Origin of the sequence: Streptomyces sp. R44 (assembly GCF_041053105.1) — a bacterium.
Classification (GTDB): domain Bacteria; phylum Actinomycetota; class Actinomycetes; order Streptomycetales; family Streptomycetaceae; genus Streptomyces.
In genome coordinates, this window is the sequence record NZ_CP163444.1 from 5,279,392 (window position 1) to 5,293,734 (window position 14,343).

General features: G+C 72.3%; 13 protein-coding genes. 9 read left to right on the forward strand and 4 right to left on the reverse strand.

Annotated features, from left to right (window positions below):
• Window positions 1–23 precede the first annotated feature (23 nt).
• Complete coding sequence (locus AB5J54_RS24710) at window positions 24–584, forward strand: hypothetical protein (RefSeq protein ID WP_369146084.1); 561 nt, start codon at window positions 24–26, stop codon at window positions 582–584.
• Between the two features lie 3 nt (window positions 585–587).
• Here AB5J54_RS24710 and AB5J54_RS24715 read toward each other — a convergent pair whose 3' ends face one another.
• Window positions 588–1,325: a Clp protease N-terminal domain-containing protein gene (locus tag AB5J54_RS24715; RefSeq protein WP_369146085.1), complete on the reverse strand. Its 738-nt coding sequence runs from the start codon at window positions 1,323–1,325 to the stop codon at window positions 588–590.
• 413 nt (window positions 1,326–1,738) lie between these two features.
• On the opposite strand from AB5J54_RS24715, the gene AB5J54_RS24720 reads away from it, so the two are divergent.
• A complete protein-coding gene (locus AB5J54_RS24720; protein WP_369146086.1) occupies window positions 1,739–2,416 on the forward strand; it encodes an RNA polymerase sigma factor in 678 nt (225 codons plus the stop codon).
• Window positions 2,416–3,504: a hypothetical protein gene (locus AB5J54_RS24725; protein WP_369146087.1), complete on the forward strand. Its 1,089-nt coding sequence runs from the start codon at window positions 2,416–2,418 to the stop codon at window positions 3,502–3,504. Before AB5J54_RS24720 ends, AB5J54_RS24725 begins: the two co-directional genes overlap by 1 nt.
• 153 nt (window positions 3,505–3,657) lie before the next feature.
• Here AB5J54_RS24725 and AB5J54_RS24730 read toward each other — a convergent pair whose 3' ends face one another.
• On the reverse strand, window positions 3,658–4,518 hold the full coding sequence (locus AB5J54_RS24730; protein WP_369146088.1) for a peptidoglycan-binding protein: 861 nt from the start codon (window positions 4,516–4,518) through the stop codon (window positions 3,658–3,660).
• A gap of 186 nt (window positions 4,519–4,704) precedes the next feature.
• On the opposite strand from AB5J54_RS24730, the gene AB5J54_RS24735 reads away from it, so the two are divergent.
• From AB5J54_RS24735 to AB5J54_RS24750, 4 genes are all read left to right on the forward strand, one after another.
• Window positions 4,705–6,285, forward strand: coding sequence for a methylmalonyl-CoA mutase (locus tag AB5J54_RS24735; RefSeq protein ID WP_369146089.1), 1,581 nt, complete (start codon window positions 4,705–4,707; stop codon window positions 6,283–6,285).
• Between the two features lie 60 nt (window positions 6,286–6,345).
• Window positions 6,346–6,999 carry a leucine efflux protein LeuE gene (gene leuE / locus AB5J54_RS24740; RefSeq protein ID WP_369146090.1) on the forward strand — a complete coding sequence of 218 codons (654 nt, stop codon included), beginning with the start codon at window positions 6,346–6,348 and terminating at the stop codon, window positions 6,997–6,999.
• 82 nt (window positions 7,000–7,081) lie between these two features.
• Window positions 7,082–8,359 (forward strand): RNA-guided endonuclease InsQ/TnpB family protein, encoded by a 1,278-nt coding sequence (locus tag AB5J54_RS24745; protein WP_369146091.1) that lies wholly within the window; start codon window positions 7,082–7,084, stop codon window positions 8,357–8,359.
• Between the two features lie 49 nt (window positions 8,360–8,408).
• On the forward strand, window positions 8,409–9,230 hold the full coding sequence (locus AB5J54_RS24750; RefSeq protein ID WP_369146092.1) for a MerR family transcriptional regulator: 822 nt from the start codon (window positions 8,409–8,411) through the stop codon (window positions 9,228–9,230).
• Window positions 9,231–9,294: 64 nt separating this feature from the next.
• Here AB5J54_RS24750 and AB5J54_RS24755 read toward each other — a convergent pair whose 3' ends face one another.
• Both AB5J54_RS24755 and AB5J54_RS24760 read right to left on the reverse strand, forming a co-directional pair.
• Complete coding sequence (locus AB5J54_RS24755) at window positions 9,295–10,614, reverse strand: alpha-2,8-polysialyltransferase family protein (RefSeq protein WP_369146093.1); 1,320 nt, start codon at window positions 10,612–10,614, stop codon at window positions 9,295–9,297.
• Window positions 10,611–11,633: a glycosyltransferase family 2 protein gene (locus AB5J54_RS24760; protein ID WP_369146094.1), complete on the reverse strand. Its 1,023-nt coding sequence runs from the start codon at window positions 11,631–11,633 to the stop codon at window positions 10,611–10,613. Before AB5J54_RS24760 ends, AB5J54_RS24755 begins: the two co-directional genes overlap by 4 nt.
• A gap of 219 nt (window positions 11,634–11,852) precedes the next feature.
• Between AB5J54_RS24760 and AB5J54_RS24765 the strand changes: the two genes are divergently transcribed.
• Window positions 11,853–13,142, forward strand: coding sequence for a DUF6716 putative glycosyltransferase (locus AB5J54_RS24765; protein WP_369146095.1), 1,290 nt, complete (start codon window positions 11,853–11,855; stop codon window positions 13,140–13,142).
• A complete protein-coding gene (locus AB5J54_RS24770) occupies window positions 13,142–14,332 on the forward strand; it encodes an HAD hydrolase family protein (RefSeq protein ID WP_369146096.1) in 1,191 nt (396 codons plus the stop codon). Before AB5J54_RS24765 ends, AB5J54_RS24770 begins: the two co-directional genes overlap by 1 nt.
• The last annotated feature ends 11 nt before the right edge of the window (window positions 14,333–14,343 follow it).

Below are 14,343 nucleotides of genomic sequence, written 5' to 3' on the forward strand. Positions count from 1 at the left end.
CATCGGGTGGCGAGGAGGCGTCCATGACGTCGGTGAACGGCCGGAGCCTGCTGGAACTGATCGACGGGGCCGACGAGCGAGGGCTGGCCGCGGCCGGACTCGCCTGCCTCGACCGCTGTCTGCCGCTGCTCGCCCCCGACCGGGCCGACGCCCTGCGCCCCGTGTGGGCCGCCGTCGCGCGCGGCGACGGCGGCGCCTGGGGCGAGGCCGTCGCCAAGGCCCGCGTCGAGCTCGACGTCGACGGTACGGAGGAGGCCGGGGCCGTACGCGCCATGCTCGCCGAAGCCCCGGCGGCCTGGACCGCCGAGGCCCTGCGCGCCTGGGCCGGGGACTGCTCCGTCACGGCGCTCGCCCTGCACGGGCGGTTCGACGCGGCGGGGGTGCCCGACGGTCTCGTCGAGCGCTGCCGGGCCGGGGACGCGGACGGCGCGGGCCCGCTGCTCGCCGGGGAGCTCCGACGCCAGCAGGCCGTCCTCGAAACGGTCGCCCACGGCCCGACCGGACTGCGCCGGGCGCGTGAACTCTCGGTCGAGGGCGGCCGGGTGCTGCGCGCGGTCGTCTCCCGCCGGGCCCGCACCGCCTGACCGTCAGGCCTCCGGCGCCTGGATCGCGATCGAGGCGATCGTCTCCGCGATCTCCCGCTCCGCCGTGGCCTTGTCCAGGCCGAGCCCGCTCAGCACGCCCTGCCCGTCCTCGTGCTCCAGGAGGGCGAGCAGGATGTGCTCGGTGCCGACGTAGTTGTGCCCGAGGCGCAGGGCCTCGCGGAACGTCAGCTCCAGGACCTTCTTCGCCGCCGCGTCGTACGGGACGAGCGCGGGCACCTCGTCGGCGGCCGGCGGCAGTGTCGCCGTGACCGCCGCGCGGACCTGGTCGAGGGTCACGCCCCGCGAGGTGATCCAGTGCGCCGCGAGGCCCTCCGGCTCGGCGAGCAGGCCGAGCGCCAGGTGGGCGGGGAGGGTCTCGGCGTTCCGGGCGGCGGTGGCCTCGTTCTGGGCGGCCATGACCACGTTCCGGGCGCGCGGGGTGAAGCGGCTGAACCCGGCGTTCGGGTCCATCTTCTCGGCGTCCGGCTCCTTGGGGACGAAGCGCTTCTGGGCCGCCTGGCGGGTGACGCCCATGCTGCGGCCGATGTCGGTCCAGGAGGCGCCGGAGCGCCGGGCCTGGTCCACGAAGTGGCCGATGAGGTGGTCGGCGACGTCGCCGAGGTGGTCCGCCGCGATGACCGCGCCGGAGAGCTGTTCCAGGGCGTCCGGATGGACCTTCTTGATGGCTTCGATGAGTTCGTCGAGACGGACAGGGACATTCAGACCGACTGGATTCGTCATGAGGCAACCTTAGGTTGACACCTCTCCACTGTCAACGGTCGGTTGACACCCGAAGGGCGTACTGCGCCCCGGGAAGCGAGACGTCGCGAGAAAGAGTGAGAAAAGAAGGAAAGAAGAAGGGGGAAATGGGGGGAAATGGGAGACGACCGGGGCCGCCACCCCCCACAGGAGAGGCCCCGGTCGTCGTCCACGGAGCCGCAGCACGGCTCCGTACTCCTCTCAGCGCCGCCGGTGCGTTTTCTGTCACACCCCTCCGGACCGGCCGGAGGTTGCAAGTTGTACAAAGACCCCGGACCGCGTGGACGTGACGCCGCGACACCACGTAGCGTGCAGGTGCGCGAGGCCGCGTGGCGGGGTGACCAGCCGCGATGACGCGGGGCGCGACCACGTCACCGACGAACAGGGTTTGGGGAGTGCTGGGGGACGACGCGGAGCTGACGGCCGCGGTGCTCGCTGCGCAGGACGGGGACGAGAACGCGTTCCGTACTGTGTACCGCGCCGTGCAACCCCGGCTGCTGGGCTACATACGCACACTGGTCGGCGAGGCGGACGCCGAGGACGTCGCCTCCGAGTCCTGGCTCCAGATAGCCCGCGACCTCGACCGCTTCGACGGCGACGCCGACCGGTTCCGCGGCTGGGCCGCCCGGATCGCCCGCAACCGCGCCCTCGACCACATCCGGATGCGCGGCCGCCGTCCCGCCGTCGGCGCCGACGAGACCGAACTCGCCGACAAGCCCGCCGACGCCGACACGGCCGGCGAAGCCCTGGAAGCCCTCGCCACCGGCGACACCATGCACCTGATCGCCCAGCTCCCGCAGGACCAGGCCGAGGCCGTCGTCCTGCGCGTCGTCGTCGGCCTCGACGCCAAGAGTGCCGCCGACACCCTCGGCAAACGCCCCGGCGCCGTGCGCACCGCCGCGCACCGGGGGCTCAAGAAGCTCGCCGAACTCCTCGGGGCCGACGGGCAGGGCGACGGCGCGGGAACCGTCGTCCCCCTGGACGGCGTCCCTCCGCAACGCGGCCGGACACCGGGGTCCGTGGCCCCCGGCGGTGTGACGCAATCACGTCCGCGTACGCAGAAGGACATGTGATGGCCGACGAGCGGTACCAGTGGCTCGACCAGGAGGCCGCGGAGCGGCTGCTCCGCGGCGAGCCGGTCGAGGCCGTCGACGACCGTGCGCGCGCCCAGGCCGAGCGCCTCGCCGAGGCCCTCGGCACGGCCCGTGTCCCCGCCGTCCCGCCGGCCGCGCGGACCGAACTGCCGGGCGAGGCGGCGGCGCTCGCCGCCTTCCGCAAGGCCACCGCCGAGCGGGCCGCCGCGGCCACCGCGTCCGCGTCCGCCGGCCGCACCGGCGCGGCCGACCTGGGCCGGGTCCGGCTCGCCCCCGTCACCGCCCCGGCCCGCCGCTGGGGACGTTCCGTGCGGTACGGACTGGCCGCCGCGGTCGCCGCCGTCACGGTCGGCGGCGTGGCCGTGGCCGCCGGCACGGGTGTGCTGCCGCTGGTCGGCCCGGCGCCCGCCAGCTCCGTCTCGGCGGGGGAGACCACCGACCCGCTCGTCTCGAAGGAGCCCGGCATACGCCAGGACCCCGAGACGCCCCCGACGGGACAGGACGGCGGCGAGCCCACGCCCGGCTCGTCCCCCTCGGCCGACTCCGGGTCCACCACCCCGACCCCCCGCGTCCCGGACGGACGCGGCACGGTCACCCCGGGCACGGGCACCCCCGAGCCCGGCAAGCCGTCGGGCAAGGACACCTCTCCCGAAGCCGCACGCGAGAAGGCCCTCATCGCCTGCCGTGAGTACCGGACGGGGAAGCTCGACGCCGCCGGCCGGCAGCAGCTCACGGGCGCCCTGCGCAAGGGCGAGACCCTGCGCGTCTACTGCGACCGGATCCTCTCCGGCGACACCGGTGCGCCCCAGGACGGATCCAAGGGCGACGGCAAGGACGACGGGGGCAAGGACGACTCCGGAAACAGCTCCGGCAGCGACCGCGGGAGCGGCTCGCTGGGCGGTTCCAACGGCGGTTCCAACGGCAGCTCCAACGGCACCGACAGCGGCTCCGCCAGCTCCGGGAACCGGGCCGGGAGCGTCCTTCCGGACGCCCAGCTCCAGGCCGGGGCCACCCTCGCGCTGCCCGCCGGAATCACCGCCGAGGCGCGCCTCCCGCTCGGGGTGTAACACTTCTCGGCCCGTCGGCGCAGTAAGAAATGCCGACTGGTCATCGGCCGCGCAGAGAGCCGGGGTTCCCCCCGTACCTACGGCTCCGCGCACTCGGCGCGGGTGGGACACGTTCCCCCGGTCCCACCCGCGCCCCTTCTTCTCCCTCCGCTGCTACCAGTGGACGACGACCTTGTCGCCGACCTTCACCTGGTCGAAGAGCGCGGAGAGCTTGACCTTGTCCCGGACGTTGACGCAGCCGTGCGAGGCCCCGGCGTAGCCACGGGCCGCGAAGTCCGCCGAGTAGTGCACGGCCTGGCCGCGGCTGAAGAACATCGCGTACGGCATGGGCGTGTGGTAGATCGTCGACGTCCAGTCCTTCGCCTTCCACTCCACCTTGAAGAGGCCCTCACGGGTCGGCGTGTTCTCCGAGCCGAAGCGGACGTCCATCGACGAGACGACCTTGCCGTCGATCATCCAGGCCAGCGTCCGGCTCTCCTTGCTGATGCACAGCACCCGGCCGGTCATGCACCGCGGGTCCGGGGTGTCCAGCTTGTTCGTCGTCGACGGCTTCAGCTCGTCTGCGGTCGGCTTCCGGGTGGCGGAGAGCAGCTGCCGCCACGTCGCCTCGTCGACCGAGCCGGTCTGCGCCAGCCCCCGCCGCGCCTGGAACTTCTTCACCGCGGTCGCCGTCATCGTGCCGTAGAAGCCGGTGGGCGCCCGGTCGAAGAAGTCGAGCTGACGCAGCCGCGCCTGGAGCTCGCGCACCTGCTCGTTCTCGTCCCCGTCACCCATGAGCCGCTTCGCCACGGGCTTCCCGGAGGTGGGCGCGGCCGTGGGCGACGGCGGCTTGTCGTCCGTGGTCGGGGTCGAGCTCGGGGACGTCGTCCCGGGCGCGGTCGTGCTCGGCGCGGGAGCCGTGCTCGTACCCGTACCGGGTCCGGTACCCGCCGCGTCCGGCGTACAGCCGGCGGCGAGTGCCACCGCCGCAGCCGCCAGGACCACTCTGCGTATGACGGACGTGGACCGCTTCATCGTTTCCCCCCGGGGTGTGTCGTGTGTACGTAGGGATGCTTCCCGGGCGCGTGCGGTTGCGCACGTGAGGAAGAGAGTGCGCATCCTGTGAGGAAGGTCCCGGCGCGCCGCCCTCCATCGCCCCACTACAGTCCGTCGCGAGGGTCGGTACCGCCGGGTGATCAGGTCGATCGGGAGGCACAACGCATGGCGCGCGAGTCGGAGTCGGGACTGCCCATCGAGCCGGTCTACGGACCGGACGCCCTGGACGGATGGGATCCCGCCGAGAAGCTGGGCGAGCCGGGCTCGTACCCCTTCACGCGCGGTGTGTACCCCTCGATGTACACCGGGCGGCCCTGGACCATGCGGCAGTACGCCGGCTTCGGCACCGCGGTGGAGTCCAACGCCCGCTACAAGCAGCTCATCGCCAACGGCACCATGGGCCTGTCGGTCGCCTTCGACCTGCCGACCCAGATGGGCCACGACTCCGACGCCCCGATCGCGCACGGCGAGGTCGGCAAGGTCGGCGTCGCCATCGACTCGATCGACGACATGCGCGTCCTGTTCGACGGGATCCCGCTCGACAAGGTCTCCACGTCGATGACGATCAACGCCCCCGGCGCGCTCCTCCTGCTGCTCTACCAGCTCGTCGGCGAGGAGCAGGGCGTCCCGGCGGACCGGCTGACCGGCACGATCCAGAACGACGTGCTCAAGGAGTACATCGCCCGCGGCACGTACATCTTCCCGCCGAAGCCCTCGCTGCGGCTGATCGCCGACATCTTCAAGTACTGCAGGGCCGAGATCCCGAAGTGGAACACCATCTCGATCTCCGGCTACCACATGGCCGAGGCCGGTGCCTCGCCCGCGCAGGAGATTGCGTTCACCCTCGCCGACGGCATCGAGTACGTCCGCACGGCCGTCGCCGCCGGCATGGACGTCGACGACTTCGCGCCCCGCCTCTCCTTCTTCTTCGTGGCCCGCACGACGATCCTGGAGGAGGTCGCCAAGTTCCGCGCCGCCCGCCGGATCTGGGCGCGGGTGATGAAGGAGGAGTTCGGCGCCGAGAACCCGAAGTCGCTGATGCTCCGCTTCCACACCCAGACCGCCGGCGTGCAGCTCACCGCCCAGCAGCCCGAGGTCAATCTGGTGCGCGTCGCGGTGCAGGGCCTCGCGGCCGTCCTCGGCGGCACGCAGTCGCTGCACACCAACTCCTTCGACGAGGCCATCGCCCTGCCGACGGACAAGTCCGCCCGCCTCGCCCTGAGAACCCAGCAGGTCCTCGCCTACGAGACGGACGTCACCGCCACCGTCGACCCCTTCGCCGGCTCGTACGTCGTCGAGAAGATGACGGACGACGTGGAGGCCGCCGCCCTGGAGCTGATGGGCCGGGTCGAGGAGATGGGCGGCGCGGTCAGCGCCATCGAGCGCGGCTTCCAGAAGAACGAGATCGAGCGCTCGGCCTACCGGATCGCGCAGGAGACCGACAGCGGCGAGCGGGTCGTCGTCGGCGTCAACCGCTACACGGTCGACGTCGAGGAACCGTACGAGCCGCTCCGCGTCGACCCGGCGATCGAGGCCCAGCAGGCCGAGCGCCTGGCGAGGCTGCGCGCCGAACGGGACAAGGCGGCCGTGGACGCGGCCCTCGCCGAGCTGAAGAAGGCCGCGGAGGGCACGGACAACGTCCTCTACCCGATGAAGGACGCCCTCAGGGCCCGGGCCACCGTCGGCGAGGTCTGCGACGCGCTGCGCGCCGTCTGGGGCACCTACGTCCCGACCGACGCGTTCTGACCGATTCCGCCTGTTGAAATTTAAAGCGGAGTGTCGTACCGGTATGCGACACTCCGCTCCATGCTGGGTGTCACCGATCTTCCGACCTATCTCGCAGGGCTCGTCCTCATCATCCTCCTCCCGGGGCCGAACTCGCTGTACGTGCTGTCCGTCGCCGCCCGCAAGGGCACCCGCACCGGATACAAGGCCGCCGCCGGGGTGTTCACCGGCGACGCGGTCCTCATGACGCTCGCCGCGCTCGGCGCCGCCTCGCTCCTGCAGACCACCCCGCTCCTCTTCATGATCGTGAAGTACGCGGGCGCGGGCTACCTGGCCTGGATGGCGTACGGGATGCTGCGCGCCGCCCTGGCGATGTGGCGCACCCGGCACGAGGCCGTCACCGAGTCCGCCGCCGAGCCGGACGCCGGGCCGTCCGAGCACCCGTACCGCCGCGCGCTGATCATCAGCCTCTTCAACCCGAAGGCGATCCTCTTCCTGATCTCCTTCTTCGTGCAGTTCGTGGACCCCTCCTACGCCTACCCGGCGCTGTCCTTCCTGGTCCTCGGCACCCTGCTCCAGCTCGGCAGCTTCCTCTACCTGACGACCCTCATATTCGGCGGCACCCGCCTCGCCGCCGCGTTCCGGCGCCGCAAGCGCCTCTCCGCCGGCGCCACCACCGCGGCCGGCGCCCTCTTCCTCGGCTTCGCCGCGAAGCTCTCCCTGGCCGGTGCTTGACCCTGGCGCCACTCGTTCACCCGTTCGCGTGAATCCTCCGGGTGCGCGAAAAAACAGCCTGAGGTGGCATTACGGTCGCACCGTGACGACCTCCGCCACGGCAGCCGGTGGCACGGCCTATGCCCGGTACTCGTATCGGCTGCGCGTGTCATCCACGGCGCTTGCCGCTCTGCTTGGGGAGTGGGATCGGTGCCGGTGGATCTGGAACGAGTGCGTCGTACGGTCGAAGAAGGCGCATGCCGACGGCGAGAAATGCGGACCGGCCAGGCTGGACAAGATGCTCACCGAGGCACGAGCTATCACGCCGTGGCTCGCGCAGGGTTCATCGGTGCCGCAGCAACAACTCATCCGCGACTTCGGCAGAGCCCGCACGAAAGCGCTTAAGGACATCAAAGACCGCGTGCCTGTTCGGCGGCGGGCGGGACTCCCGACGTACAAGAAGAAGCGCGAGGCCGATCCGACACTCAACTACACGCGGAACGGTTTCTGTTTGAAGGGTGGACGTCTGCACCTCGCGGGCAGGGTCGTACTGTCGGTGGTGTGGTCACGGGCGCTACCGGCCGATCCGACGTCCGTGCGTGTCTACCGGGACGCCCTCGGACATTGGTACGCCTCTTTCGTGGTCCCTGCCACGACCCAGCCCCTGCCCGAGACCGGAGCGGCGCTTGGCGTCGACTGGGGCGTGAAGGAGATCGCCACCACCACAAGCGATGCCCACGACCTTCCGCATCCTGAGTTCGGCCGAAAGTCGAAGGAGCGGCTGTCCCGGTACGACCGGATGATGGCCCGCCGCAGGCCCGGACGGGGGAAGCCGGCTTCAAAGGGATACCGGGAGGCGAAGCGGCTGCGGGTGAAGGCGCATCAGAAGGTCGTCAGGCAACGCGTGGACACTAGTCGCAAGTGGGCGAAGAAGGTCGTGCGCGACCATGACGCCATCGCGATGGAGGATTTCCGTCCCCGGTTCCTCGCCAAGACGACGATGGCCCGGAAGGCCGCCGACGCGACGATCGGCGCGACCAAGAACGCCCTGATCGAAATGGGCCGCAAGCACGGGCGAGACGTCCGTCTCGTGAACCCGGCATACACCACCATGGACTGCGCGCGGTGCGGAGCGAGAGCCAAGCACGTGCTGCCGCTGTCGGAACGTACGTACACGTGCGAGGCATGCGGAGCGACGTCCCCGAGGGACAAGAACTCGGCCCGCGTGATGCTCGTCCGGGCAGGTCTGGACCCGGCTGGTGTCGAGGGCGTGAGACCTCTTGGGGCGCAGCTCCAGGAGGCGGCCCGAGCCAGGAATCCTCTCCCTGAGCAGGGATGGGAGCATTCAAACGGTGTGAGGGTCGAAACTCGAAGCTCGTGACACCGCGCTTGACTCTCACGCCGTGTCAGAGTTTTGAGTAAGGGGCGTCATGTTCGCCATCGGAGACTTCGCCCGGCACGGGCGGGTGTCGGTCCGGATGCTGCGCCATTACGACGCCATCGGACTGCTGCGCCCGGCCCACGTCGACCCGTACAGCGGCTACCGCTTCTACTCGGCGGACCAGCTCGCCCAGCTCAACCGCGTCATCGCGCTCAAGGACCTCGGCTTCACCCTCGAACAGGTGGGGGCGATCCTCCGGGACGAGATCGGCGCGGAGGAGCTGCGGGGGATGCTGCGGCTGCGCCAGGCCGAGCTGGAAGCCGCCCTGGAGGCGGCGCGGGCCCGGCTCGCCCAGGTCGGTGCGAGGCTCCACGCCATCGAGAGCGAGGGACGCATGTCCACGCAGGACGTCGTCGTCAAGAAGGTTCCCGCCGTCCGGGTCGCCGAGCTGAGCGGGGTCGCCGAGAGCTTCGGCCCGGAGGACATCACTCCGGTCATCGGACCGCTGTACGAGGAGCTGTGCGGCCGCCTGGAGGCCGCAGGCGTCACCGGGTTCGGCCCGGCCGTCGCGTACTACGAGGACGCGGGCAGGGGGGACGGTTCGGTCCGCGTGCACGCGGCGACGACCGTGCCCGAGGGCACCGTCGCGGAGGGCGTCGAGGTGCACGTCCTGCCCGGCATCGAGGAGGCCGCCACCATCGTCCACCGCGGTTCGATGGACGAGATCCTGCCGACCGTGCAGACCCTGGCCGCCTGGATCGACACCAACGGCTACCGCTCGGCCGGCTACGCCCGTGAGCTGTACCTGGAGTGCCCGGAGGACCCGGCCGGCTGGGTCTCCGAGATCCAGGAGCCGATCGTCCGCGCCTGATCGCACCGCTGCGGGCCCGGGACCCCCGCACGGGTTCCCGGGCCCGCCGTTCCGGTGGGGGTCGCTACTTCCTCAGCGCCTTGCGCAGCCGCAGCGCGCGGCGCGCGAGCCGGCGGACCTGGGGGTGGCGGGGGATCGGCAGACCCCCCGGCAGGTTCAGGACGGTGAGGCGGCGGCGGGTGAAGTGGTGCCGGGTGCGCTCGGCGAGCGGCCCCGACAGGTGCCGTACCGCCGCCTCCCGCAGCTCCGGGCGTATCTTCGGCTGCATCGCGAAGCCGACCGCCGCGACCAGGTCGTTGAGCTCCTCCGTACCGATCCCGTCGGCGCCGCCCTCCTCCCGGGGCTCCAGGGGCGGGACGACCGCGTCGACGACCGTGAGCGGGATCCGGTTGCTGTTCTGGAACGGGCTGAGCCGCTCCAGGAGGGTGCGCGTCCCGACCCGGGCGACCGGCACCCCGTAGAACGCCGACGCCGTGAGCAGCGCCGTCGAGAAGCAGCCGACGACGAGCGCCGGCCGCAGCTCGCGGTAGAGCACCTCGGCGAGGACCGGCCGGTCCTCGACGGTCAGGACGGCGCCGAGCTCCTCCGCCGCCTCCACGAGGGTCCGCGACCAGGCGTCCGGGGCCATCGGGTGCGGCTTGAAGACGAGACGCCGGTGGCCGCGGGCGATCGCGCCCCGGACCATCCGCAGGTGCAGCTCCTCCTCCTCGGCGACCGTCAGCAGGTTCAGCGCGGCCAGGTACTGGCCGAGGAGCAGCGCGGGGCCGTCCTCCGAGGAGGCCGCCGGCCCCGCCAGCTCCTCCACGACCTTGGTGAACGCCTCCGTCGCCACCCGCTCCGGCACCGCCCCGAACTCGCCGAGCAGCAGCGGTTCCAGGCCGGGGACCAGGTCCAGGTGGAGCAGCCGGCCCACGCGCCCGCCGATCAGCGGGTCGATCTTGTTGCGGGTCGGCCCGTAGCTCATCAGCCCGTCCGCGTACACCGTGATCGGCGCGTCGGGCAGCAGCTGGGCGATGGCGAGCGCGGGCGTCACCTGGAGCGACTCCAGGGCGAGTTCGACGCGGTCGTCGCCGAGGTCCCAGAGCTTGCGCAGATGGCGCTGGAGCATCGGGAGGTCGCCCGGGCGCGGGGTCCAGCCGGACGGGTGGAGCGGGGAGATCGTCTCGTTCCAGGACAGGACGGAGTCGAAGCGGCCGCGCAGCGCCCCGAAGCCCTCGGCCTCGTCCAGGGCGGGGGTCGTCTCCGGGACGGGCGCGTTGTGGGTGACGAGGAGGATCCGCCGGTCGGCGGGCCCGAAGCAGCCGCTGTCGAGGGCGGCGGCGAGCGTCACCGCGCCGTAGAGGGTCGAGGCGCAGAAGATCTGGGTGGTCCGGCGGGCGCTCACGCGGCCACCTCCGGCTTCGCGTCCTCGCCGGCCGCACGGGCCGGTGCCGCCGGCGGTGGTGCGGGGCGGCGCCTGCGCAGCCGGCGCAGCATCGCCGCGCGGTCCCCGCCCATCGCGGTCAGGGCCTCGTCGAGGACCTCCTGGGGCATCCGCCGCAGCGCGCCCGCGCTCATCGACTTCAGCAGCCGCGCCACCTCGGGTTCGAACCTTTCGATCGAACCGATGTGATGGGAAATGACCGCGCAATACGTGCGGACGGCTTTGGGGAGAAGGAGCTCCGCGTCCGCGTCCTGTGCCGTTTCCTCGATCACCTGGTCGAATGCGCGGATGAAATCCAATTGACGGACATCACCGATCTGGGTGAGCGAGGTCGTCACCCCGCGCCGGTAGAACACACCGATTTCTCCGACAGCGGCGAACGATTCCGCCTCGCGGTGGAGTTTCCAGATCCAGGGCCGGTCCTCGGCCGTGCGGAGGCCGTGCGGGAAGTGCAGGAGACCCCGGTCCAGGAGCCGCCGGTGGTAGATCCCGGCCCAGGCGTACGGATAGTCGACCGAGGTCGTCCGGTGCGAGGGCAGGATCGCGTCCCGGGGCCGCAGCACCTCGCCGCGCCGGGCGACCGGCGCCCGGCGCACCGCGCGGTTGCGGCCGGTGACCGTGACGTGGTCGGTGCGCAGGAAGTCGCACCCCAGCTCCTCGGCGGCGGCGACGAGCCGCCCGTAGTAGCCGGGCGCGAGCCAGTCGTCCCCGTCGAGGAAGGCGATGTACTCCCCGCGGGCGGCGTCCAGGCCGGTGTTCCGGGCCGTGGCGAGGCCCTCGTTGTGCGCGTGCCTGATCAGGACGGCACCCGGGATCTCGCGCGCGGCCCGTTCGAGGAGCTCCGGGGTCCCGTCCGACGAGCAGTCGTCGACAAGGAGGAACTCGAAGTCCTCGCGGGCGTTGGCCCGCAGGCTCGTGAGGGTGTCGGGGGCGTATGTCTGCACGTTGAAGAACGGCACGACGACGGAGAGCTTGACCACGCGGCCGACGCTAGGCGCCGCCCCGGCATTACCGCCGACCGCCGGGCAGCCTTTCGGTGAACACCAAGCGGCGGGCCGATTAACCGCCTTTACCGGCAGGGGAAATCGGCCTCACGACGTCCGGAAAACGCCCCGCTTCAACGGGCGGAGAGGCTCTGTTCACCGTTTGTTGTGGCCCAGTTGGGCCGGAAAGCGGAATGCCCTTCTAGCGTCCTCGGCGTGCCAGCAAGTACCAGAGAAGCGGTACGGGTCGCCGTACTCGCCGACTCCGACACCCGGTGGAAATGGGGCGCCCTCACGGCGCGCCGCATCACCACGGCGACCGCCGAACCCACCGGCTTCGTCCTGCGCGGACGGGCCACGCCCACCGCGCGCCAGCTCGCCGAGACCGGGGTGTCCCGGACCGCCCCGCGCGAGGTGACGGGCGCCGAGTTCCTGCGCGCGATACGGGACGCGGAGGCGCGCGGCGAGGGATACGACGTCCTCGTGCTCGCCCTGGTCGGCGGCACCGTCCGGGCCGTCCTCCAGGGCCTGGCCGACCTCGCCCTCGACCGGCGACCGGTGATCGTCACCGGCTACGTCGGCGTCGTCTACGAGAAGCTGACCGACGGCCTCCTGCTGCGCCACGGCGCCGACGTGGTCCTCGCCAACTCCCGCCACGACGCCGAGCGTTTCCGCGCCGTGTACGAGGGCGTGGGCGCCGGCGCCGCATCCGTCGTCGAGGCCGCACTGCCCTTCCTCGGCGGCGCCCCGCACACCCCCGAGGCCGGCCGCGACACCCTGGTCTTCGCCGCACAGCCCTCCGTCCCCGCCACCCGCGCCGAACGGGCCTACGTCCTGCGGCGGCTGATCGGGCACGCCCGGCTCCACCCGGACCGCGAGGTCCTCCTCAAGCTCCGCTCCAAGCCGGGCGAACACACCACGCACCTGGAGGAGTTCCCCTTCCAGAAGCTGGTGCGCGAACTCGACCCGCCGGCCAACTTCCGCCTCGTGTACGGGCACATGGGCGAGGTCCTCGACCGCACGGACCTCCTTGTCACGGTCTCCTCGACGGCCGCCCTCGAAGCGCTCCACCGCCGGATCCCCACCGCGATCCTCACCGACCTCGGGGTCCGCGAGGCGCTCGGCAACCACCACTTCGTCGGCTCCGGCCTGCTGACCTCCTTCGACCGGCTCGACAAGGGGGACGCGCCCACGCCCGACGAGACCTGGCTCGCCCGGCAGGGCGTGGCCTCCGACAGCCCGTACGAGGCCGCCTTCGACGCCGCCCGCGACCGGGTCGCCGCACTCCTCGCGCAGCCCGCCCTGCCCCCGATCAGCCCCTACTACACCGCGGAGACGGCCCCCGGCTACCTGCCCGGGATCCTCGCCCGCCACCGCCTGGACGTCACCGCGCCCGAGCCCCGCGAGAGCGGACTGCGCCGGGTCGTCCGGGAGGCCGCCCGGGGCGCGTACCGCCACGGCGTCCAGCGCGTGGCCCCCGTCATCCGCCGCCTGGGAGAACTGTGATGACCCCGACCGTGCCGACCGTCCTCGCCGTCATCCCCGCCCGGGGCGGCTCCAAGGGCGTGCCCGCCAAGAACCTCGCCCCGGTCGCCGGGATCCCCCTGGTCGCCCGCGCCGTGCGGGCCTGCCTCGGCGCCCGCCCCGTCACCCACGTCCTGGTCTCCACCGACGACCCCGCCATCGCGGCCGCCGCCCGCACCGCCGGGGCCGAGGCCGTCCGGCGGCCCGCCGAGATCGCGGGCGACACCGCCACCAGCGAGGCCGCCGTCCTGCACGCGATGGACGCCTTCGAGGCCACCCACGGCCGCCCGGCAGACGTGGTCCTCCTCGTCCAGTGCACCAGCCCCTTCCTCACCTCCGCCGAGGTCGCCGAGACCGCCGAGCGCGTCACCTCCGGCGCCGCCGACACCGCCTTCACGGCCGCCCCGTCCCACGGCTTCCTCTGGCGCGAGACCGAGTCGGGCGCCGAGGGCGTCAACCACGACAAGGCCCACCGCCCGCGCCGCCAGGACCGGGAGCCCGAGTACCTGGAGACCGGCGCCGTCTACGCGATGGACGCGGCCGGCTTCCGCGGCCACGGGCACCGCTTCTTCGGCCGCACCGCGCTCGTCGTCACCGACCCCGCCCGGGTCCTGGAGATCGACGACCCGCACGACCTCGCCCGCGCCACGGCCCTCGCGCCGCTCCTCGACGAGCCCGTCACGCCCGGCTTCGCCGACGTCGACGCCGTCGTCCTCGACTTCGACGGCACCCAGACCGACGACCGGGTCCATCTCGACGCCGAGGGACGCGAGTTCGTCTCCGCGCACCGCGGCGACGGCCTCGGCATCGCCGCCCTGCGCCGCGCCGGACTGCCCGTCCTCATCCTCTCCACCGAACAGAACGCCGTCGTCGCCGCCCGCGCCCGCAAGCTGAAGATCCCCGTGCTGCACGGCATCGACCGCAAGGACCGCGCCCTCAAGGAGTGGTGCGAGGCCGAGGGCATCGACCCGCAGCGCGTCCTCTACGCCGGCAACGACGTCAACGACCTGCCCTGCTTCCACCTCGTCGGCTGGCCCGTCGCGGTGAGCAGCGCCCACGACTCCGTACGGGCCGCCGCCCGCGCGGTCACCGTCACCCCGGGCGGCTCCGGAGCGATCCGCGAGATCGCCGCCTGGCTCCTCGGACCCGAGCTGAACACCCCCAACCCGTAAGGAACCGCACC

What these genes read in the sequence shown, in the direction of transcription:
- AB5J54_RS24750 (WP_369146092.1), top strand. Translation starts at nt 8,409, where the DNA reads ATGTTCGCCATCGGAGACTTCGCCCGGCACGGGCGGGTGTCGGTCCGG.
- AB5J54_RS24715 (WP_369146085.1), bottom strand. Translation starts at nt 1,325, where the DNA reads ATGACGAATCCAGTCGGTCTGAATGTCCCTGTCCGTCTCGACGAACTC.
- leuE (WP_369146090.1), top strand. Translation starts at nt 6,346, where the DNA reads ATGCTGGGTGTCACCGATCTTCCGACCTATCTCGCAGGGCTCGTCCTC.
- AB5J54_RS24710 (WP_369146084.1), top strand. Translation starts at nt 24, where the DNA reads ATGACGTCGGTGAACGGCCGGAGCCTGCTGGAACTGATCGACGGGGCC.
- AB5J54_RS24735 (WP_369146089.1), top strand. Translation starts at nt 4,705, where the DNA reads ATGGCGCGCGAGTCGGAGTCGGGACTGCCCATCGAGCCGGTCTACGGA.
- AB5J54_RS24730 (WP_369146088.1), bottom strand. Translation starts at nt 4,518, where the DNA reads ATGAAGCGGTCCACGTCCGTCATACGCAGAGTGGTCCTGGCGGCTGCG.
- AB5J54_RS24725 (WP_369146087.1), top strand. Translation starts at nt 2,416, where the DNA reads ATGGCCGACGAGCGGTACCAGTGGCTCGACCAGGAGGCCGCGGAGCGG.
- AB5J54_RS24770 (WP_369146096.1), top strand. Translation starts at nt 13,142, where the DNA reads ATGACCCCGACCGTGCCGACCGTCCTCGCCGTCATCCCCGCCCGGGGC.